Genomic DNA, 21245 nt, shown 5'->3' with positions numbered 1-21245 from the left:
TTCACAGCATTGTTACCGGGGAGTAGTTGCGGCAAATCGGGCAGCGGGCGAAGGTTGCCGGGGCCGCCGTGCGCGGCCGTTTCGCGGTTCCCCGACGAAGGAGTTGTCCGACGTGCATGCAGCTGTGAGATCGGTCGGGGGCCTCACGGCTCTTGCCGTGGTGCTGGCCGGGTCGGTCGCAGGGGCGGGGGCGGCCTCAGCCGCCGTCTCGCCCGGTGCGGCCGTGATCATCAACGAGGTGTACGGCGGGGGAGGGAACTCCGGCGCGGTCTTCAAGCGCGACTTCGTCGAGCTGTACAACCCCGGGACGTCCCCGGTGTCGCTCGCGGGATGGTCCGTGCAGTACGCATCGGCGACCGGGACCTCCTGGCAGACCACCCCGCTGACGGGCTCGATCCCCGCCAAGGCCACCTACCTCGTCGCCGAGGCCGTGGGCAGCGGCGGGACGACCGACCTGCCGACGCCCGACGTGGCCGGTGCGATCGCCATGAGCGGCACCGCGGGGAAGGTCGCGCTCGTCAACGCCACGACCGCGCTCTCGTGCGGGACCGCGTGCTCGACGGCCCCCAGCGTCGTCGACTTCGTCGGGTTCGGCGCGACCGCCAACGACAAGGCGGGCTCGGCGCCCGCGCCCGCGCCGTCCAGCACCACGTCCGTCGCGCGCAACGCGCAGCACGCCAACACGGCCGACAACGGCGCGGACTTCACCGCGGGCGACGTGACGCCCGAGAACAGCGGTGCGACGCCGACCGACCCGACCGACCCCGGCACCCCGGCGACGAAGACGATCGCCGAGATCCAGGGAACCGGCGCCGCCTCGCCGCTCGTCGGCCAGACGGTCACGACGGACGGCGTCGTCACGGCCGCCTACCCGACCGGCGGTCTGAACGGGTACGTCATCCAGACCCCCGGCACGGGCGGCCCTCTGAGCGGCGCGAGCGCCTCGAACGGTCTGTTCGTCTACTCGCCCAGCACGGTCGCCTCCGTGGCGATCGGCGACCACGTGAAGGTCACCGGCGCCGTGAGCGAGTTCAGCGGCCTGACCGAGCTCACGGTGACGTCCGCGGCGGGGCTCAGCACGCTGGCGGACGGCGCCACGGTCAGCCCGACGACGGGCGCGTGGCCGACCACCGACGCGGGACGGGAGGCGCTCGAGTCGACGCTGTTCGCCCCGAGCGGGTCGTGGACGATCTCGAACACGTTCTCCACGAACCAGTACGGCGAGGTCGGCCTGGCGACCGGCACCACGCCGCTCATCCAGCCCACCGACGAGGCTCGCCCGGGCACCCCGGCCGCGACCGCGATCGCCGCCGACAACGCGGCGCGCGGCGTCGTCCTCGACGACGGTGCGACCACGAACTTCCTGTCGGCCGCGAACCAGGGCCTCACGCCGCCGTACGTCTCGCTGACCCACCCGGTCCGGGTGGGTGCCGCCGCGACGTTCACCAGGCCGGTCGTCGTCGACTACCGCAACGACGTCTGGAAGCTGAACCCGACCGCGCCCGTGTCGACGGGCGGATCGCCGGCGACCTTCGCGAACGACCGCACGGCCGCGCCCTCTGACGTGGGTGGCGACCTGAAGATCGCGTCGTTCAACGTCCTCAACTACTTCACGACGCTCGGCAACGCCGACGCGAGCTGCACGGCGTTCAAGGACCGCGACGGCGACGGCGTCACGGTCAACACCGGCTGCGACCAGCGCGGTGCGTGGGACGCGGCGGACCTGAAGCGTCAGCAGGACAAGATCGTCGCGGCGATCAACGACCTCGACGCCGACGTCGTGGGCCTGCTCGAGATCGAGAACTCCCTCGTCGTGGACGGCGTGGCGGACGAGGCGCTCGGCACCTTGGTGGGCGCGCTCAACGCAGCCGCGGGCTCCGACGTCTGGGCCGGCGTCCCGTCGTCGAGCGACCTGCCACCCGCGTCCGAGATGGACGTCATCACCAACGCGATCATCTACCGCAAGGCTGCCGTCGAGCGCACGGGGGCCTCGCACGCGCTCGGCACCCTCAGCTCGGGAACGGGTGCGTTCGCCAACGCGCGCGAGCCCATCGCGCAGGCGTTCACGCCGGTGGGGGGCGGCGAGCCGTTCCTCGTCGTGGTGAACCACTTCAAGTCCAAGGGCTCGGCCGGGCCGCTCCCGGGTGACGCCGACTCCGGCGACGGGCAGGGCGCGTCCAACGCCTCCCGCGTCGCGCAGGCGACGGCGCTGAAGAACTGGGTCCCGACGATCCAGGGCGACACGGCGTCGGTGGCGCTCGTGGGCGACTTCAACTCGTACACGCAGGAGGACCCGCTGCAGGTGCTCTACGACGCGGGCTACACCGACGCCGCGTCGCACCTGGCGCACGGCCAGTACTCCTACTCGTTCGGCGGCCTGTCGGGCTCGCTCGACCACGTGCTGCTCAACGGCCCCGCGCTCGAGCGGGCCACGGGGGCGGACATCTGGGAGATCAACGCCGAGGAGTCCATCGCGCTGGAGTACAGCCGGTACAACTACCACGGCACGCTCTTCTACGCCCCCGACGAGTACCGCTCGTCGGACCACGACCCCGTGCTCGTGGGCCTCGAGGCGGGCAAGAACGACGCCCCCGTCGACCTGACCTTCCTGAACATCAACGACTTCCACGGCCGCATCGACGCCAACACGGTGAAGTTCGCCGGCACGGTGGAGAAGCTGCGCAAGGAGGCGACCGGCCCGGTGGCGTTCCTGTCCGCCGGTGACAACGTGGGTGCGTCGCTGTTCGCCTCGGCGACCGCGAAGGACAAGCCGACGATCGACGTCCTCAACGCGCTGGAGCTCAAGGCATCGGCGGTCGGCAACCACGAGTTCGACCAGGGCTTCTCGGACCTCGCCGGTCGCATCGCCGACGCGGCGAGCTGGGACTACCTGGGCGCCAACGTCTACCACAAGGGCACCACGGACCCGGCGCTCGACGAGTACACGGTCATCGACATGGACGGCGTGCGGGTCGGCGTCATCGGCGCGGTGACCCAGGAGACGCCGACGCTCGTCTCGCCGGGCGGCGTGGCGACCCTCGACTTCGGCGACCCGGTCGCCGCGGTCAACCGCGTCGCGGCCCAGCTGACCGACGGGGACGAGTCGAACGGCGAAGCCGACGTGCTCGTGGCCGAGTACCACGAGGGCGCGGGCGCGGGCACCCCCGACGGCTCGTCCCTCGAGGCCGAGGTCGCGCACGGCGGGGCGTTCGCGGACATCGTGACCAAGACGTCGGCCAAGGTCGACGCCATCTTCACCGGTCACACCCACAAGCAGTACGCGTGGGAGGCGCCGGTCCCCGGCGGGGCCGGCAAGACGCGGCCCGTCCTGCAGACCGGTTCCTACGGCGAGTACATCGGCAAGATCGTGCTGACGTACGACCCTGCGACGGACGACGTCACCGCGCACACCCAGGTGGACGTGCCCCGCGTGACGACGGCGGACGCCGACCTCGTGGCCGCCTACCCGCGGGTCGCGGCCGTCAAGACGATCGTCGACGCCGCGCTCGCCAACGCCGCCGCCGTCGGCTCCGTGCCGGTCGGGTCGGTCACGGCGGACATCACGACGGCGTTCAGCGGTGGCACCTACACCGCCGGGACGTACACCGGCGGGACGCGGGACGACCGCGCCAACGAGTCCACGCTCGGCAACCTCGTCGCGAACGCGCTGCGGGACACGCTCGAGCCCGAGAACCTCGGCGGCGCGCAGATCGGCGTCGTCAACCCGGGCGGCCTGCGTGCCGAGCTCTTCTACGCACCCGACGGCGTGGTCACCACGGCCGAGGCGAACGGCGTCCTGCCGTTCGTCAACAACCTCTGGACCACGACCCTCACGGGCGCCCAGGTGGTCACCATGCTCGAGCAGCAGTGGCAGACGAACGCCGACGGCACCGTCCCGTCGCGTCCGTACCTGGCGCTGGGCCTCTCGGACAACGTCAGCTACACGTATGACGCTGCCGCGGCGCAGGGGCACCACATCACGTCGGTCACGGTGGACGGGCGGCCGCTCGACCTCACGGCCGACTACCGGATCGGGACGTTCTCGTTCCTCGCCCAGGGCGGCGACAACTTCCGGGTCTTCTCGAGCGGTTCGGCCACCAAGGACTCGGGTCTCGTCGACCGGGACGGCTGGATCGCCTACCTGAAGGACCACCCGGACCTGGCGCCCGACTTCGCGCGACATGCCGTGGGCGTCCCGGCACTGCCGGACAGCGTCACCGCGGGCACCGACCTGACCTTCCCGGTGACCAAGCTCGACCTGACGAGCCTCGGCTCCCCGGTCAACACGGCGCTGGACGTGCGGCTCGACGGCACGTCCATCGGGACGGCGACCGTCGCGGGTGGGGCGGCGACCGTGTCCGTCACCATCCCGGCGGCGACGCCGGCCGGTGACCACGTGCTCACGCTCGTGGCCACTCCGAGCGGCACCACCGTCAGGCTGCCCCTGGCGGTCGAGGCCGCGACCACCGCGACGACCACCACCCTGGTCGTCTCGGGGACCCCGACCACGGCCGGCGAGCTCACCCTCACCGCGACCGTGGCCCCGGCGGGCGCGGCGGGCACGGTCACGTTCCGCGACGGCGGCTCGGTCGTCGCGCAGGACGTCACGCTCGCGGCGGGCGTGGCCACCACCACGGTCGACGGTCTCAGCGCCGGCCCGCACGCGTTCACGGCGGAGTTCGTCCCGTCGTCGCCCGTGTTCTCGGGCTCGACGTCGCCCGTGGTGACCACCGTGGTCGCCCAGGCCACGACGACCGCGCTCGCGGTCACCGGTCACCTCGTGGTGGGTGCCGAGCAGACGCTGACCGCGACGGTGACGCCCGCGAGCGTCGCCGGCTCGGTCACGTTCTACGACGGGACGGCCACCCTGGCCAAGAACGTCCCGGTCGTCTCGGGGGTCGCAGTGGCGAAGGTCCACCTCGGCGTCGGCGCGCACTCGCTCACCGCGGTCTTCGTGCCGACGGGGCCCGGGGTCGTGTCGTCCAGCTCCTCGACGCACGACATCGTGATCGCCAGGTCGGCCTCGGCGACCTCGCTGGTCGTCAAGCCCACGTCGACCACCTTCGGCACCCCGGTCAAGGCGACCGTCACGGTCGTCGGGACGACGTCGGCACCGCGCGGCAAGGTCGAGATCCGCGACGGCAAGACCGTGCTGCTCACGACGGTGCTGTCGACCGCCGGGACGAAGGGCACGGCGAAGGTCACCCTCCCGTCGTCCCTGACCGTCGGCAAGCACACGCTCACGGCGGTCTACCTCGGCAGCGCGACGGTGGCGCCGTCCTCGGGGACGGCGGTCCTCAAGGTCGCCAAGGCGACGCCGACGATCAAGCTGTCGGCGTCGGCGTGGAGCGTCAAGAAGGGCACCCGCGCGGTCCTGACCGTCAAGGTCGCGGGGGAGTCCGGTGCACCCAAGCCCTCGGGCAAGGTCACCGTCAAGGTCGGTGGCGAGACCGTCGCGACCGGGTCGCTCTCGGGCGGCACGGTGACGATCACGCTCCCGAAGGCCAAGAAGTCGGCCACAGTCACCGTGACCTACGCCGGCAGCAGCAGCTACACCCCGGCCAAGGCGAGCCACAAGCTCACCGTGCGCTGACGCACCACCCGATCGCCCCGCCCGGCCCTCCGCCGGGCGGGGCGATCTTCGCTCCTGCTCTTGACCGGTACAGAGGCAGGCAGTACTTTAGCGGTACAGAACGCACCGGAGAGGGGACAGACCATGGATGCACCAGCACTCGCACTCGCCATGGCGCGCAGGTCGACGATGCACGTCGCGCTGAGTGCCGAACCGGACGCGCCGGTCGTCGAGCCGAGGGGACCGCACCTCGCGCGCGTGCGATCGCTGGTCGCTCGCGGGCTCGCCAGGATCGCCGTCGCGGTGGAGCCGGAACCGTGCCGGCAGGAGGTCGCCCGAGTGCTCGGGCACGCCGCGACGTGACCAGCGCCATTCGGGGGCTCTCGCCCGCCTACGCTGGCCCTCATGGGACGAGCGGGGTGGGTGCCTTGGGTCGCGTGACGTTGCAGACGATCGCGGACCAGGTGGGCGTGAGTCGCATGACGGTGTCGAACGCCTTCTCGCGTCCCGACCAGCTCTCGAGCGAGCTGCGCGAGCGCGTGCTCGCCGCGGCCGAGGCGCTGGGCTACGCCGGTCCGGATCCGGCCGCGCGCGTCCACGCGCGCGGCACCACGGGAGCCGGCGGCGTGCTGCTCACCGAGTCGGTCGGCACCGCGTTCCAGGACCCCATCGCCGCCGCCTTCTTCGGGGCGGTGGCGGAGGAGCTCGCGCCGACGGGCCTGGCGGTGGCGCTCCTGCCGAGCACGGGGTCCGCCGAGATGGTGCCCGCACGCGACATCCCGATGGACGGCGCCATGGTCTACGCGTGCGCCGGCGACCGGATGGCGGTGACCTACCTCCTGCGACGCAGGCTGCCGCTCGTCTTCGTCGACGAGGACCCCGTAGGTGACGCGTCGAGCGTGCTGCTCGACGACCGGCCGGGGGCCGCCGCCGCGGCGCAGCACCTGCTCGACCTGGGACACCGCCGGATCGGCATCCTCACCACGGGATTCGGGCTGCCGCCGGGTGTCGCACCGGACCCGATGGACGCCGGAACCGGCTACGTCTCGCGCGAGCGCGTGGCGGGATGGATGAGCGTGCTCGGCCCGGCCGGCGTGGACGTCACGGTCGTCCACATCACCGACAACTCCGAGGCGCACGCGGACCAGGGCATCCGCACGCTCCTGGCCCTGCCTGACCGTCCCACCGCAGTGCTCTGCTTCTCGGACCTCGTGGCGTGGACGGTCGAGCAGGTCGCGCGTGAGCAGGGGCTTCGCGTGCCCGACGACCTGTCGGTGGTCGGCTACGACGACAGCCCGGTGGCTCGCAACGCGCAGCCGCAGCTCACGACGGTCCGCCAGGACCTCGCCGCCAAGGGCCAGGCGGCCGCGTCGGTGCTCACCCGTGCGATCGCCCGGTCGCGCGGCGAGGCCGGCGCCCCGACGGGTCCTGAGCACGTGCTCGTGCCGACCGAGCTGGTGGTGCGGGCGAGCACCGGTCCGGCCCCGGCGGAGGCGTAGGCGCAGGCGTCAGAGCGTCAGAGCGTCAGAGCGTCAGCGCCAGCAGCTCGACCCGTACGGTCCCGCCCTTGGTGACCTGCTCGCCCACGGGCGTGAAGCCCAGGCGGGCGTGGAAGGCCGAGGAGCGCGGGTTCGGCGGCTCGAGGTTGACCTCGGCCGTCACCCGGTCGAGCCCCAGGGCGCGCGCCTGCTCGGTCACCGCCGCGTAGAGCGCACGGCCCACCCCGCGAGACGCGGCGCGGGGAGCCACCACGATGCGGTCCACGTACAGCGACCCGGGCACGTGCGCGCTGAACCAGGCGTAGTTCTCGCTCGCGTAGTCGGCACCGGGTGCCAGTGCCAGGAGGAAGCCGATCACGCCCGACGCGTCGTGCGCGACGAGCGCGGCTGAGCACCGCGGGAGGTGCTCACGCAGCCCGTCGAGTCCCAGCGCGTTGACGGCGGGGACTGCGGCGTCGTTCATCGCGGCCACGCTGGCGAGGTCCTCCTCGCGCATGGTGCGCAGGCGGACGGGCAGCCGCCGCGGGTCGGGCAGGCTCATCAGATCGCGCACGCGTCGTCGACGCACGCCTCGGCGTCGGCCGAGCCCAGCGTCACGAGCGGGTTGGCCTCGCGCCAGCTCGTCTCGAGCAGCTGCGTGAACACCTCGACCGGCTGCGCCCCGGAGACGGCCACGCGACGGTCGGCGACGAAGAACGGCACGCCGGTCACGCCGAGGGAGCGTGCCTCGGCGATGTCGGCGCGCACGGCGTCCGCCTCCGCGTCGCCCGTGAGGAAGTCCAGGACGCGGTCGTCGTCCCAGCCCCGGTCGGCGAACCCGACCGTGTGCGCGAGGTCCACGAGCGCCGCGGTGAGGCCCAGGTCGGCACCCTGCTCGAAGTGCGCGGAGAACAGGGCCTCGGCGGTCCGGTCGACGAGCTCGGCGCCTCCCACGCGCGCTGCGAGGTGGAGCAGGCGGTGGGCGTCGAACGTGTTGAAGGTGAGCGTGCGGTCGAAGTCGTAGGCCAGGCCGACCCCCGCGGCGACCTGGGTGACCTGCGCGAACATCTGCTGCACCTGCGCGAGCGAGAGGCCCTTCATCTCGGCGAGCGCCTGAGCCTCGGGCCGGCCCGGTCCGAGGGGGGTATCGGGGGAGAGCTGGTACGAGCGCCAGGTGACCTCCACGTGGTCGCGGTGCGGGAACTGCTCAAGGGCCGCGGCGAACCGGCGCTTGCCGATAAAGCACCATGGGCACGCCACGTCGGACCAGACCTCGATCTGCAGGGTCTTCACGGGGGCCAGCGCCAGCGGAGTGGTCAGCTTGGTGGTCACGGGATCAGGAGGACCTTTCCGGTCGTGGAGCGCGACTCGAGCGCGCGATGGGCCTCGGCCGCGTCGGCGAGGGGGTAGGTGGCGCCGATGCGCACGTCGAGCGAGCCGTCCTGGACGGCACCGAAGACCTCGGACGCGCGCCAGTCCAGCTCGGCGCGATCACGGGTGTGGTCGCCGAGCGTCGGCCGGGTCAGGAAGACGGACCCGGCGGCGTTGAGACGCTGCGGATCGAACGGGGGCACGGCGCCCGACGAGGCACCGAACAGCACGAGGGTGCCGCGCCGAGCCAGCGAGGCCAAGGAGGCGTCGAAGGTGTCGCGGCCCACCGAGTCGTAGACGGCCTCGACGCCGCGACCGTCGGTCAGGTCCCGCACGAGCGCGGGAAGCTCGTCGGTCAGGTTCGCGAGCTCGCGGTAGCGGATCACCTCGGACGCGCCGGCGCGGCGAGCGAGCGTCTCCTTCTCGGCCGACCCAACCGTCGTGATCACGCGCGCGCCGCGTGCGGCCGCCATCTGGACCAGCAGCAGGCCCACGCCGCCGGCGCCGGCGTGCACCAGCACGGTGACGCCGGGCTCGACGCGGAACGACGAGGTCACCAGGTAGTGCGCGGTGAGCCCCTGGAGAGGGAGCGCCGCCGCGACGTCGTCCGGCACGCCGTCGGGGACCACCAGGGCGGCCGACACGGGGACGGCCACGAGCTCGGCGTACGAGCCGGGGGCCGCCGACCACGCCACGCGCTCACCCGGCTGGATCGTCGTCACGTCACGGCCCACGCGCTCGACCACGCCGGCGCCCTCGGAGCCGACCACGTGGGGGAACGGCATGCGGTACGTGCCCGACCGGCGGTAGGTGTCGATGAAGTTGACGCCCGCGGCGGCGAGGCGCACGAGCACCTGGTCCGGACCGGGTTCCGGGTCGGGCATGTCGGCGACGGACAGGACCTCCGGTCCGCCCGCTACTGTGGCGATGACAGCGCGCATGCACCCGGCAACGCTCACGCGGACTCGCGGCATTCCGGCGAAAGAGTTCGTATCTTCCTGCACCCTTGTGTATGTTCATGCATATGACGTTCTCGGTCGCGATCGCAGGCGCCAGCGGGTACGCCGGTGGCGAGATGCTCCGCGTGCTCCTGGCGCACCCGGACGCGCGCATCGGCGCGCTCACCGCGCACTCGAACGCGGGCACCACCCTGGGGGCGCACCAGCCGCACCTGCGCTCGCTCGCCGACCGCGTCCTGGCACCCACCAGCACCGAGAACCTCGCGGGGCACGACGTCGTGGTGCTGGCGCTCCCGCACGGTGCGAGCGGAGCGATCGCCGCCGAGCTGGAGGCGCTCGGCGACCAGGCGGTCGTCGTGGACCTGGGCGCCGACCACCGGCTGGTCGATCCCGCCGCGTGGGAGGCGTTCTACGGCAACGAGCACGCGGGCACGTGGCCCTACGGACTGCCCGAGCTGCTGCACGCCGGGGAAACCGCCCCGCGGGCCCAGCGAGCCGCGCTCGCGGGCACCCGGCGCATCGCCGTGCCGGGCTGCAACGTCACGGCCGTCACGCTCGGGCTGCAGCCGGGGATCGCTGCCGGGCTCGTCGAGCCGCTCGATCTCGTCGCGGTGCTCGCCAACGGCTACTCGGGCGCCGGGCGCAGCCTCAAGACGCACCTGCTCGCCTCCGAGGCCCTCGGCTCCGTGCAGCCCTACGCCGTGGGCGGCAGTCACCGCCACATCCCCGAGATCGCCCAGAACCTGCGCTCGGCCGGCGCCGACGCGGTCTCGATCTCCTTCACCCCCACGCTCGTGCCGATGGCGCGGGGCATCCTGGCGACGGCCACGGCCCGGCTCGTCCCCGGCACGGACCCGGCGGCGGTGCGTGCCGCCTGGGAGCAGACGTATGCCGACGAGCCGTTCGTCCACCTGCTGCCTGAGGGGCAGTGGCCGACGACCGCGTCCACGCTGGGCGCCAACACGGCCCTCGTCCAGGTCGCGGTCGACGAGGCCGCCGGACGGGTCGTCACCGTGACCGCCATCGACAACCTGGTCAAGGGCACCGCCGGCGGTGCGCTGCAGTCGCTCAACCTCGCACTCGGGCTCCCCGAGGCGCTCGGCCTCCCTCTGGATGGAGTCGCACCGTGACCACGACGACCGACCGCCCGGCGCCCACCGCGGGCGTCACCGCCCCAGCAGGCTTCCGGGCCAGCGGTGTCACCGCGGGCCTGAAGCCCTCTGGCCGCCCCGACCTCGCGCTGATCGTCAACGACGGCCCGCTGCAGGTGGGTGCCGCCGTGTTCACCACCAACCGGGTGCAGGGCGCCCCCGTGAAGTGGTCGCGCCAGGTGGTCTCCGACGGCGTCGTAAGCGCGGTCGTCATGAACTCCGGCGGCGCGAACGTCTCCACGGGCGTGGCCGGGTTCCAGGACGCGCACAGCACGGCCGAGCGCGTCGCCGAGGCCCTCGGTGTCTCCGCGGGCGACGTCGTGGTCGGCTCCACGGGGCTCATCGGCGAGCGCCTCCCGCGCGAGATCCTGCTGGCCGGGGTGGACCAGGCCGTCGCTGCGCTGAGCAGCGACGGCGGACCGGCGGCCGCCGTCGCGATCATGACCACCGACACAGTGCCCAAGACGTCGGAGATCACCATCCCGGGCGACGCCGGTGCGTGGACGGTCGGCGGCATGGCGAAGGGCGCGGGGATGCTCGCGCCCGCGCTCGCCACGATGCTGTGCGTGATCACCACCGACGCCGTCGTCGACGCGGAGCTCGCCGACCAGGCGCTGCGCACCGCGACGGCGCGCACGTTCGACCGGGTGGACTCGGACGGGTGCATGTCGACGTCCGACACCGTGGTGCTGCTCGCGTCCGGTGCGAGCGGCGTGCGTCCCGACCCCTCGGGTTTCCTCGGCGCCGTCGAGTCCGTGTGCGCCGACCTGGCACGCCAGCTCGTGGCCGACGCCGAGGGTGCCAACCACGACATCGCGATCACCGTCAACGGCGCCACCACCGAGGAGGCCGCCGTCGCCGTCGGCCGTGCCGTCGCGCGCTCGAACCTGTTCAAGGCCGCGATCTACGGGAACGACCCCAACTGGGGCCGCGTGCTGGCGCAGGTCGGGACGGTTCCCGAGAGCGTCGCGCCGTTCGACCCCGACGACGTGGACGTCACGATCAACGGCGTGCAGGTCTGCCGGTCGGGCGCCGGGTACCAGGACCGCTCGCTCGTGGACCTCGCGTCGCAGCGGCTCGTGACGGTGCTCGTCGACCTGCACGCGGGCGACGCGATCGCGACGATCTGGACCAACGACCTCACGCACGCCTACGTCACCGAGAACAGCGAGTACTCGACGTGAGCGACGACTTCGTCTTCAACACCGTCACCGACCTGCGGCCCGACCAGAAGGCCGAGGTGCTGATCCAGGCGCTGCCGTGGCTGCAGAAGTTCGCGGGTGCCCTCGTCGTCGTCAAGTACGGCGGCAACGCGATGATCGACGAGGACCTCAAGCGGGCCTTCGCCGAGGACATGGTGTTCCTGCGCCAGGTGGGCCTGCGGCCGGTCGTCGTGCACGGCGGAGGCCCGCAGATCAACGCGATGCTGGACCGCCTGGGGATCGAGTCCGAGTTCCGCGGCGGACTGCGCGTCACCACGCCGGAGGCGATGGACGTCGTCCGCATGGTGCTCACCGGGCAGGTGTCCCGCGAGCTGGTCGGCCTGCTCAACGCGCACGGGCCGCACGCCGTGGGTCTCTCGGGCGAGGACGGCGGTCTGTTCCAGGCTCGGCGCCGGACGGCCGTGGTCGACGGCGTCGAGGTCGACATCGGGCTCGTGGGCGACGTCGTGCACGTCAACCCGGGCGCGGTGCAGGACCTGCTCGACGCCGGGCGCATCCCCGTGGTCAGCACCGTCGCGCCCGACATCGACGACCCCACCAAGGTGCTCAACGTCAACGCCGACACGGCCGCGGCGGCGCTCGCCGTGGCCCTCGGCGCCCGCAAGCTGATCGTCCTGACCGACGTCGAGGGCCTGTACCTCAACTGGCCGGACAGGTCCTCCCTGGTGCGTCGGCTCCGCGCCGGCGCGCTCGCCGAGGTGCTGCCCGGTCTGGACGCGGGGATGCGGCCCAAGATGGAGGCCTGCTGGCGCGCAGTCGAGGGTGGCGTGGGCCGGGCCCACGTGATCGACGGTCGCGCCCCGCACTCGATCCTCGTCGAGGTGTTCACCTCCGACGGCATCGGGACCATGGTGCTGCCCGACGAGGAACCTGCCGACGCCCCGTTCACCGCACCCGTCCCCCAGGTCCCGAGCCCCGAGGTGCCCGCATGACCGCGCTCAGCACCGGCCGCCACCGCGCCGCCGCGCCCGTCGACGCGGGCCTCGAGCCCGTCGCCGACGGGTCGGTCGCGCAGTGGACGGACCGCTACACGCACGCCGTGATGGACACGTTCGGCGCCCCGCAGCGCGTGCTCGTGCGCGGCGAGGGGCCCTACGTGTGGGACGCCGACGGCAGGCGCTACCTCGACCTGCTCGGGGGGATCGCGGTCAACGCGCTCGGCCACGCGCACCCCACGCTCACTGCGGCGATCAGCGCGCAGCTCGGCACGCTCGGCCACATCTCGAACTTCTTCGCCAGCCCGACGCAGATCGCGTTCGCCGAGAAGCTCCTGAGCGTCGCACAGGCCCCCGAGGGCTCTCGCGTGTTCCTCACCAACTCGGGCACCGAGGCGAACGAGGCGGCCTTCAAGCTGTCCCGCCGCACGGGCCGCACGCGCGTGCTCGCGCTCGAGGGCTCGTTCCACGGCCGGTCGATGGGCGCGCTCGCGCTCACGCACAAGGCCGCGTACCGCGAGCCGTTCGAGCCCCTGCCCGCGGGCGTCGAGTTCGTGCCGTTCGGCGACGCCGACGCGCTTGCCGCCGCGTTCGAGGGCGAGCCGGTCGCGGCGCTCGTCGTCGAGCCCATCCAGGGCGAAGCGGGCGTGCTCCCACTGCCCCCCGGCTACCTCGCCCGGGCGCGCCAGCTCACGCAGGAGCACGGCGCGCTCCTCATCGTCGACGAGGTCCAGACCGGCATGGGCCGGACGGGCGCCTGGTTCGCGCACCAGCTGCCGCACATCGGCGGGGGAGTCGTCCCGGACGCCGTGACGGTCGCCAAGGGGCTCGGCGGCGGCTTCCCGGTCGGCGCGCTCATCACGTTCGGGGAACCGGTCTCCACGCTCCTCGGCCGGGGTCAGCACGGCACGACCTTCGGGGGCAACCCGGTCGCGTCCGCGGCGGCCCTGACCACGATCGGCGTCATCGAGCGCGACGGCCTCCTCGCGAACGTCAGCGGCGTGGGGGAGCGGCTCCGCAGCCGGATCGAGGCGCTCGGGCACCCGCTCGTGGCGGGCGTCCGGGGCGAGGGCCTGCTCATCGGCATCGAGCTCGCCGAGCCGGTCGCCACCGAGGTCGCGGCCCGCGCGCTCGAGGCCGGGTTCATCGTCAACCCGTGCCGGCCCACCACGATCCGCCTCGCGCCGCCGTTCGTGCTGACCGACGAGCAGGCCGGCACGTTCGTCGACCTCCTCGCCGCGCTGCCGGGCCGGCTGACGGAGGACGGCGCATGACCCGGCACTTCCTGCGTGACGACGACCTGACGCCCAGCGAGCAGCGCGACGTCCTCGAGCTCGCGCTGGCGTTCCGGTCGGACCGCTACATCCGCACGCCGCTGACCGGCCCCCGCGCGGTCGCGGTGATCTTCGACAAGCCGACGCTGCGCACGCAGATCTCGTTCAGCACCGGCATCGCCGAGCTGGGCGGCTTCCCGCTCGTGGTGGACGGCAAGCTCGCCCAGATCGGCCAGCGGGAGTCGGTCGCGGACACGGCGCACGTGCTGGGTCGCCAGGTCGCCGCCATCGTGTGGCGCACGCACGCCCAGGAGCGGCTGGACCAGATGGCCGAGCACGCGGGCGTTCCCGTGGTCAACGCGCTGACCGACGAGTTCCACCCGTGCCAGATCCTGGCGGACCTCGCGACGATCGCGCTGCACCGCGGCGGGACCGGTCGCCTGGCGGGTCAGACGCTCGCGTACATCGGTGACGGCGCGAACAACATGAGCCACTCCTACCTGCTGGGCGGCGCGACGGCCGGGCTGCACGTGCGCATCGGGACGCCCGAGGGGTACCTGCCCGACGCCGGCGTGCTTGCGGACGCGCAGCGCATCGCCGCGGAGACTGGCGGCTCGGTCGCCGTCGTGCACTCGCGCGAGGAGGCCGTCGCGGGTGCCGACGTGGTCGCGACGGACACGTGGGTGTCGATGGGGCAGGAGGAGCAGGCGCAGCTGCGCGAGACGCCGTTCGTCCCGTTCCGGCTCGACGCGGCGACCCTCGCGCTCGCCCGGCCCGACGCGATCGTCCTGCACTGCCTGCCCGCCTACCGCGGCAAGGAGATCACCGCCGAGGTGATCGACGGCCCCCAGTCGGTGGTCTGGGACGAGGCCGAGTTCCGCCTGCACGCGCAGAAGGCGCTGCTGAGCTGGCTCCTGGAGCGGGCGTGAGCAGCGTGATCATCCCCCAGACCAAGGCCGCGCGGCACGCCCTCATCGCGGCGATCCTGGAGCGCGGGGCCGTCGCGTCGCAGCAGCAGCTCGCCGACCTGCTCCTCGCCGACGGGGTGAACGTCACGCAGGCGACGCTCTCGCGCGACCTCGTCGAGCTGCGCGCGGTCAAGGTGCGCACGCCGACCGGCGGGCTGGTGTACGCCGTGCCCGCCGAGGGTGCGGTCCCCGCGCTCCCCGCCGACACGGAGATGCTCGCGACGCGTCTCGCGCGGCTGTGCGAGGAGCTGCTGCTCACAGCAGAGTCGTCGGGCAACCTCGTCGTGCTGCGCACGCCACCCGGGGCGGCCCAGTTCCTCGCCTCGTCGATCGACCGCTCGGTGCTGCCGTCGGTCTTGGGCACCATCGCGGGCGACGACACCGTCCTGGTGATCGCGCGCGACGACCGGCCCGACGCCGGCACCGAGCTCGCGGCGCGCTTCCTCGCGCTTGCCTCCGACGCGCGACCTGACGCGCGACACTGAACCTGCCTCGTCCCCCTGCTCCCGCACACACCCAGCACACGAAGGAAGAACCATGACTGAGCGCGTCGTCCTCGCCTACTCCGGCGGCCTGGACACCTCTGTCGGCATCGGCTGGATCGCCGAGGCCACCGGCGCCGAGGTGATCGCCGTGGCCGTCGACGTGGGCCAGGGTGGCGAGGACCTCGAGGTGATCCGTCGGCGCGCGCTCGACTGCGGCGCCGTCGAGGCCTACGTCGCCGACGCGCGCGACGAGTTCGCCACCGAGTACTGCATGCCCGCGCTGCGCGCCAACGGCATGTACCTCGACCGCTACCCGCTGGTGTCCGCGATCTCGCGCCCCGTCATCGTCAAGCACCTGGTCCGCGCGGCCCGCCAGTTCGGCGCGTCCGTCGTCGCCCACGGCTGCACCGGCAAGGGCAACGACCAGGTGCGCTTCGAGGTCGGCATCACGTCGCTCGCGCCCGACCTCACGTGCCTGGCGCCCGTGCGCGACCTCGCGCTGACCCGCGACAAGGCGATCGACTTCGCCGAGAAGCACCAGCTGCCCATCGAGACCACCAAGCACAACCCGTTCTCGATCGACCAGAACGTGTGGGGCCGCGCGGTCGAGACCGGCTTCCTCGAGGACATCTGGAACGGTCCCACCAAGGACGTCTACACCTACACGGACGACCCGACGTTCCCGCCCGTGGCCGACGAGGTCGTCATCACGTTCGAGCAGGGCGTGCCTGTCGCGCTCGACGGCGTGCCCGTCACCCCGCTGCAGGCGATCCAGGAGATGAACCGCCGCGCGGGGGCGCAGGGCGTGGGCCGGATCGACATCGTCGAGGACCGCCTGGTCGGCATCAAGAGCCGCGAGGTCTACGAGGCGCCGGGCGCGATCGCGCTCATCGCGGCGCACCAGGAGCTCGAGAACGTCACGGTCGAGCGCGAGCAGGCCCGGTTCAAGCGCCAGGTCGAGCAGCGCTGGTCCGAGCTCGTGTACGACGGCCAGTGGTTCAGCCCGCTCAAGAAGTCCCTCGACGTGTTCATCGACGACACGCAGCGTTACGTCTCGGGCGACGTCCGGATGGTGCTCCACGGCGGGCGGGCGACGGTCACCGGCCGCCGCTCGGACGCGTCGCTGTACGACTTCAACCTCGCGACCTACGACACGGGCGACACGTTCGACCAGGCGGCCGCCCGCGGCTTCATCGAGATCTACGGCCTGTCGTCCAAGCTCGCTGCCGCGCGCGACGTCCGGTTCGGCAACGCCGTGGACCTCGGCACGCAGGGCGGCATCGATGCCTGAGCCTCTCGCCCTCTGGGGCGGCAGGTTCGCGTCGGGGCCGGCCTCGGCGCTCGTCGAGCTGTCGCGGTCCACCCAGTTCGACTGGCGGCTGGCGGACGTCGACATCTCCGGCTCGGTCGCGCACGCGCACGTGCTGCACGCGGCCGGGCTGCTGTCGGACGACGAGGTCGCCGGCATGGTCGACGCCCTCGAGGTGCTGCGCGCGGACGTCGCCTCCGGGGCCTTCGGCCCGGCGCCCGACGACGAGGACGTGCACACCGCGCTCGAGCGTGGCCTGATCGAGCGCGCGGGCGTGGAGCTCGGCGGCAAGCTGCGCGCCGGCCGCTCGCGCAACGACCAGATCGCGACCCTCGTGCGGATGTACCTGCGCAAGGAGTCCCGCTCCCTGGCCGGCGCGGTGCTCGACGTGGTCGACGCGCTCGTGGCGCAGGCGGAGGCCGCGGGCGAGGCGCCCATGCCGGGCCGTACGCACCTGCAGCACGCGCAACCCGTGCTGCTGGCGCACCACCTGCTCGCGCACGCGTGGCCGCTGCTGCGCGACGTGGAGCGCTGGGTGGACTGGGACCGTCGCGCCGCGCTCTCGCCGTACGGCTCGGGGGCGCTGGCCGGTTCCTCGTTGGGCCTCGACCCGGCCGCGGTGGCGGCCGAGCTCGGGTTCGACGGTCCCGTGGAGAACTCGATCGACGGCACGGCGTCGCGTGACGTCGTCGCGGAGTTCGCCTTCGTCGCGGCAATGCTCGCGGTCGACGTCTCGCGTCTGGCCGAGGAGGTCGTCCTCTGGGCGACCAAGGAGTTCGGGTTCGTGCGCCTGCACGACTCGTACTCCACGGGGTCGAGCATCATGCCGCAGAAGAAGAACCCGGACATCGCCGAGCTCGCGCGCGGCAAGGCGGGCCGGCTCGTCGGTGACCTGACCGGCCTGCTCACCACGCTCAAGGGCCTGCCGCTCGCGTACAACCGGGACCTGCAGGAGGACAAGGAGCCGGTCTTCGACCAGGTCGACCAGCTCACGGTCCTCCTGCCCGCCTTCGCGGGCATGGTCGCGACGCTCACGTTCGACTACGACCGGCTCGCGGCGCTCGCCCCGCAGGGCTTCTCGCTCGCGACGGACATCGCCGAGTGGCTCGTGCGCGAGGGGGTGCCGTTCCGCGTGGCCCACGAGGTCGCCGGCGCGTGCGTCCGTGCGTGCGAGGAGCACTCGCCGGCCATCGAGCTGTGGGACCTGAGCGACGACGAGCTGGCGGCGATCTCGCGGCACCTGACGCCCGCCGTGCGCGAGGTGCTCAGCGTCGCAGGATCGCTCGCCTCGCGGTCCGCGCACGGTGGCACGGCTCCCGCCCGGGTCGCCGAGCAGCTCGCGCGGGCACGGTCGCGCGCGGCCGACCTGCGCCGCTGGGCGTCCTGACCGCGGTCCGATGACGGTCGCCGACGACGTCGCCGCCGCTGCCCTGGCCGCCCCGGCGCGGCTCGGGCGCGTGCGCCTCGTCGTCGTCGACGGTCCCGCGGGGTCCGGCAAGTCGACGTTCGCGGCGTCGCTCGCCGCCGCCGTCCCGGGCGCCGAGGTCCTCCACCTCGACGACCTGTACGCCGGCTGGGCCGGCCTCGAGGGCTCGTTGTGGCCCCGCCTGACCGCCCAGGTGCTCGAGCCCCTGCGCCGCGGTCTGCCGGGCCGCTACCAGCGCTACGACTGGGTGGAGGGCGCCTTCGCCGAGTGGGTCGACGTGCCGGTCCCGCGGTTGCTCGTGATCGAGGGGTGCGGGTCTGCGAGGCGGCAGGCCGACGCGCTCGCCGTCCTGCGCGTCTGGATCGAGGCCCCGGCGGGCCTGCGGCTCGAACGAGGCCTGGCGCGCGACGGCGCCGAGGCGCGCCCGATGTGGGAGCGCTGGATGCGCGACGAGGCCGCGCACTTCGCCGCCGAGCGCACCCGCGAGCGGGCCGACGTGCGCCTCGACGCCTGGGGAGCGCTGCTCGGTCCGCTGGACGCCGGGGTGCTCCGGGCCGACCGTGCGGCAGGATGAGCGCGTGAGCACCTGGCCCGGCGACGTCCCGCGGCCGCCGGACGGGGGACAGCCGGCGGCGTTCGCGGCGATCCCGGCGCGCGTCTGGTACGCCCGCGACGTGCAGGTCGTCGCTCGTGACCTGCTGGGCTCGTACATCACGGCCCGCTCGCCGCAGGGCGGCGTGACCGTACGTGTCACGGAGGTCGAGGCGTACGGGGGAGCGGCGGACCCGGGCTCGCACGCCTACCGCGGCCGGACCGCCCGCAACGCGGTCATGTTCGCCGAGCCGGGCCGCCTCTACGTGTACCGGCACCTCGGTCTGCACCACTGCCTCAACGTCGTCGCCGAGCCGACGGGCAGTCCCGCCGCCGTGCTCCTGCGCGCGGGGGAGGTCGTCGACGGCGCGGAGCTCGCCTGGGCCCGGCGCGAGGAGGCCGGGGTCGTCGACTCCCACCGCCAGCTCGCGCGCGGGCCCGCGCGCCTCGCCGTGTGCCTCGGCCTCGACCGCGACGCCAACGGCTCCGACCTGACGGAGCCCGGCGGGGCCGTGGTGCTGCACCGCCGGGAGACCGCGGTGCAGCCCGCCCACGCGAGCGGGCCGCGGGTCGGCGTCTCGGGGGTCGGCGGCGAGGGCACGCGGTTCCCCTGGCGTTACTGGCTGACCAACGAGCCCACCGTGTCCGCGTACCGGCCGGCGTATCCGCGGCCGACGTCGGTAGACGCCACCTGAGGCGACGACGTCGGCACGCCCCCGCCCCCTACGCCCGCACGACCCTGGAGACCTCCCGTGAACCACATCCTCGACGAGCTCGAGTGGCGCGGCCTGATCGCGCAGACCACCGACGCCGATGCCCTGCGCGCCGCGCTGAGCGCCGGGCCGGTCAACCTCTACTGCGGCTTCGACCCGACCGCACCGAGCCTGCACATCGGCAACCTGGTGCAGATCCTCACCGTGCGCCGGCTGCAGGACGCGGGCCATCGCCCGTTCGCCCTCGTGGGTGGCGCCACCGGGCTGATCGGCGATCCGCGGATGACGGGTGAGCGCACGCTCAACTCCCCGGAGGTCGTCGCGGGCTGGGTGCGACGGATCCACGACCAGATCGCGCCTCTGCTGCGCTTCGACGGCGAGAACGCGGCGACGATGGTGAACAACCTCGACTGGACCGCCCCGATGTCGGCCATCGACTTCCTGCGCGACGTCGGCAAGCACTACCGGCTCGGCACGATGCTCGCCAAGGACACCGTGGCCCGTCGGCTCAACAGCGAGGCGGGCATCAGCTTCACCGAGTTCAGCTACCAGATCCTGCAGGGCATGGACTTCCTGGAGCTGTACCGCCGGCACGGGATCACTCTCCAGACCGGAGGGTCCGACCAGTGGGGCAACCTGCTGTCGGGCGTGGAGCTCATCCGCAAGGTGGAGGGCGTCGCCGCGCACGCGCTCACGACGCCCCTGATCACCAAGGCGGACGGCACCAAGTTCGGCAAGACGGAGTCGGGCGCGGTCTGGCTCGACCCCGAGATGACCACGCCCTACGCGTTCTACCAGTTCTGGCTCAACGCCGACGACGCCGACGTGGTCCGCTACCTCAAGGTGTTCACCTTCCGGTCCCGCGAGGAGATCGACGAGCTCGCCGTGGCCGTCGCCGAGCGCCCCGCAGCCCGTGAGGCCCAGCGCGCGCTCGCCCATGACGTGACGTCCCTGGTGCACGGCGCCGCTGCGGCCGACGCGGTGGTCGCGGCCAGCCACGCGCTGTTCGGTCGCGGATCTCTCGACGACCTCGATGCCGCCACGCTCGGTGCCGCGGTGGCCGAGCTCCCCACCGCGCGCGGCGCGGTGGGCGACCTGGTGGTCGACCTGTTCGCGTCCGCCGGCATCGTGGCGAGCAAGTCCGAGGCCCGCCGCGCCGTGAAGGAGGGCGGCGCCTCGGTCAACAACGTCCGCGTGGCCGGCGACGACGCGGTGCTGTCCGAGTCCGAGCTGCTGCACGGGCGCTGGGCCGTGCTCCGCCGCGGCAAGCGCACCCTCGGGGTGGTCGACACCGGCGCCTGACGCCTGGTGACCGGCGTCACCGCCAGGAGATTTGCCTCCGGGGCACGACCGCGCGTAATGTTCTCGAGGTCGCCCGGCAGGGAGGAACGGACACCGAGGATCGAACCCCGGTGGCTGGTCCCGCAGGCGGCCGCCCCCGAGCAGGTCCCTGGAGCTTCGTGCGCCCCGGAACCGGTCGGGGGGGCAACGAGCATCACAGACCAGCTGGTCTGAGGCGCTGGAAAAGCCCGCTAGAGTAGTGCCAGCCGGAAAGGGAAATGAAATTCCCCGAAAGGCGTCCGGCAGATCAGGAAACAAAAGCCTGATAGGCTGGTGAAGGAAACAAACCTTCCGAGAAGGGCCTGAGGGCCTGGACGGCAGAGTGACTGTTCCTTGAGAACTCAACAGTGTGCCAAGTAGTCGATGCCATATGGCCTGCCTTTGGTGGGTCTTGGTTGAGACTGGAGCCTGGTCCTCATCCCGTGAGGTTCTGGGTTCCTATTCAGCCG

The 21245-nt window shown here is 72.9% G+C and carries 16 protein-coding genes; 13 read left to right on the top strand and 3 right to left on the bottom strand.

The annotated features are described in order from the left end of the window. The first annotated feature begins 112 nt into the window (after positions 1–112). The gene (locus QRT05_RS11570; RefSeq protein WP_326522649.1) at positions 113–5593 is read left to right on the top strand and encodes an ExeM/NucH family extracellular endonuclease; all 5481 of its coding nucleotides are present in this window, start codon (positions 113–115) and stop codon (positions 5591–5593) included. A 416-nt stretch (positions 5594–6009) separates the two neighbouring features. After that, positions 6010–7071 carry a LacI family DNA-binding transcriptional regulator gene (locus QRT05_RS11560; protein WP_289447429.1) on the top strand — a complete coding sequence of 354 codons (1062 nt, stop codon included), beginning with the start codon at positions 6010–6012 and terminating at the stop codon, positions 7069–7071. Between the two features lie 25 nt (positions 7072–7096). On the opposite strand, the gene QRT05_RS11555 is transcribed toward QRT05_RS11560, so the two are convergent. From QRT05_RS11555 to QRT05_RS11545, 3 genes are read right to left on the bottom strand one after another with little or no spacing between them, the layout of a single operon-like run. Then, on the bottom strand, positions 7097–7612 hold the full coding sequence (locus QRT05_RS11555) for a GNAT family N-acetyltransferase (RefSeq protein ID WP_289447428.1): 516 nt from the start codon (positions 7610–7612) through the stop codon (positions 7097–7099). Next, positions 7612–8382, bottom strand: a complete 771-nt coding sequence (locus tag QRT05_RS11550; protein ID WP_289447427.1) for a DsbA family oxidoreductase — start codon at positions 8380–8382, stop codon at positions 7612–7614. Before QRT05_RS11550 ends, QRT05_RS11555 begins: the two co-directional genes overlap by 1 nt. Then, complete coding sequence (locus QRT05_RS11545; RefSeq protein WP_289447426.1) at positions 8379–9362, bottom strand: quinone oxidoreductase family protein; 984 nt, start codon at positions 9360–9362, stop codon at positions 8379–8381. Before QRT05_RS11545 ends, QRT05_RS11550 begins: the two co-directional genes overlap by 4 nt. Before the next feature lie 83 nt (positions 9363–9445). Between QRT05_RS11545 and argC the strand changes: the two genes are divergently transcribed. The 11 genes from argC (at position 9446) to tyrS (ending at position 20757) form a co-directional block, all read left to right on the top strand. Continuing rightward, on the top strand, positions 9446–10510 hold the full coding sequence (argC, locus tag QRT05_RS11540) for an N-acetyl-gamma-glutamyl-phosphate reductase (RefSeq protein WP_289447425.1): 1065 nt from the start codon (positions 9446–9448) through the stop codon (positions 10508–10510). Continuing rightward, positions 10507–11715 carry a bifunctional glutamate N-acetyltransferase/amino-acid acetyltransferase ArgJ gene (gene argJ, locus QRT05_RS11535; RefSeq protein ID WP_289447424.1) on the top strand — a complete coding sequence of 403 codons (1209 nt, stop codon included), beginning with the start codon at positions 10507–10509 and terminating at the stop codon, positions 11713–11715. Before argC ends, argJ begins: the two co-directional genes overlap by 4 nt. Next, entirely contained in the window at positions 11712–12686 is a 975-nt protein-coding gene (argB, locus tag QRT05_RS11530) for an acetylglutamate kinase (RefSeq protein WP_289447423.1), read from the top strand. Before argJ ends, argB begins: the two co-directional genes overlap by 4 nt. Then, the gene (locus QRT05_RS11525; protein ID WP_289447422.1) at positions 12683–13963 is read left to right on the top strand and encodes an acetylornithine transaminase; all 1281 of its coding nucleotides are present in this window, start codon (positions 12683–12685) and stop codon (positions 13961–13963) included. Before argB ends, QRT05_RS11525 begins: the two co-directional genes overlap by 4 nt. After that, positions 13960–14892 (top strand): ornithine carbamoyltransferase, encoded by a 933-nt coding sequence (gene argF, locus QRT05_RS11520; RefSeq protein WP_289447421.1) that lies wholly within the window; start codon positions 13960–13962, stop codon positions 14890–14892. The genes QRT05_RS11525 and argF overlap by 4 nt, the downstream gene beginning before the upstream one ends. Next, the gene (locus QRT05_RS11515; protein ID WP_289447420.1) at positions 14889–15416 is read left to right on the top strand and encodes an arginine repressor; all 528 of its coding nucleotides are present in this window, start codon (positions 14889–14891) and stop codon (positions 15414–15416) included. Before argF ends, QRT05_RS11515 begins: the two co-directional genes overlap by 4 nt. Before the next feature lie 52 nt (positions 15417–15468). Beyond that, complete coding sequence (locus QRT05_RS11510; protein ID WP_289447419.1) at positions 15469–16707, top strand: argininosuccinate synthase; 1239 nt, start codon at positions 15469–15471, stop codon at positions 16705–16707. After that, positions 16700–18112, top strand: a complete 1413-nt coding sequence (gene argH / locus QRT05_RS11505) for an argininosuccinate lyase (RefSeq protein ID WP_289447418.1) — start codon at positions 16700–16702, stop codon at positions 18110–18112. The genes QRT05_RS11510 and argH overlap by 8 nt, the downstream gene beginning before the upstream one ends. Positions 18113–18122: 10 nt before the next feature. Beyond that, positions 18123–18725, top strand: coding sequence for a uridine kinase family protein (locus QRT05_RS11500; protein WP_289447417.1), 603 nt, complete (start codon positions 18123–18125; stop codon positions 18723–18725). A 70-nt stretch (positions 18726–18795) separates the two neighbouring features. Then, on the top strand, positions 18796–19437 hold the full coding sequence (locus QRT05_RS11495; RefSeq protein ID WP_289447845.1) for a DNA-3-methyladenine glycosylase: 642 nt from the start codon (positions 18796–18798) through the stop codon (positions 19435–19437). A 57-nt stretch (positions 19438–19494) separates the two neighbouring features. Then, on the top strand, positions 19495–20757 hold the full coding sequence (gene tyrS / locus QRT05_RS11490) for a tyrosine--tRNA ligase (RefSeq protein WP_289447416.1): 1263 nt from the start codon (positions 19495–19497) through the stop codon (positions 20755–20757). The last annotated feature ends 488 nt before the right edge of the window (positions 20758–21245 follow it).

The organism is Cellulomonas edaphi (genome assembly GCF_030362815.1).
Classification (GTDB): domain Bacteria; phylum Actinomycetota; class Actinomycetes; order Actinomycetales; family Cellulomonadaceae; genus Cellulomonas; species Cellulomonas edaphi.
This window is presented reverse-complemented; position numbering and strand designations above follow the sequence as displayed.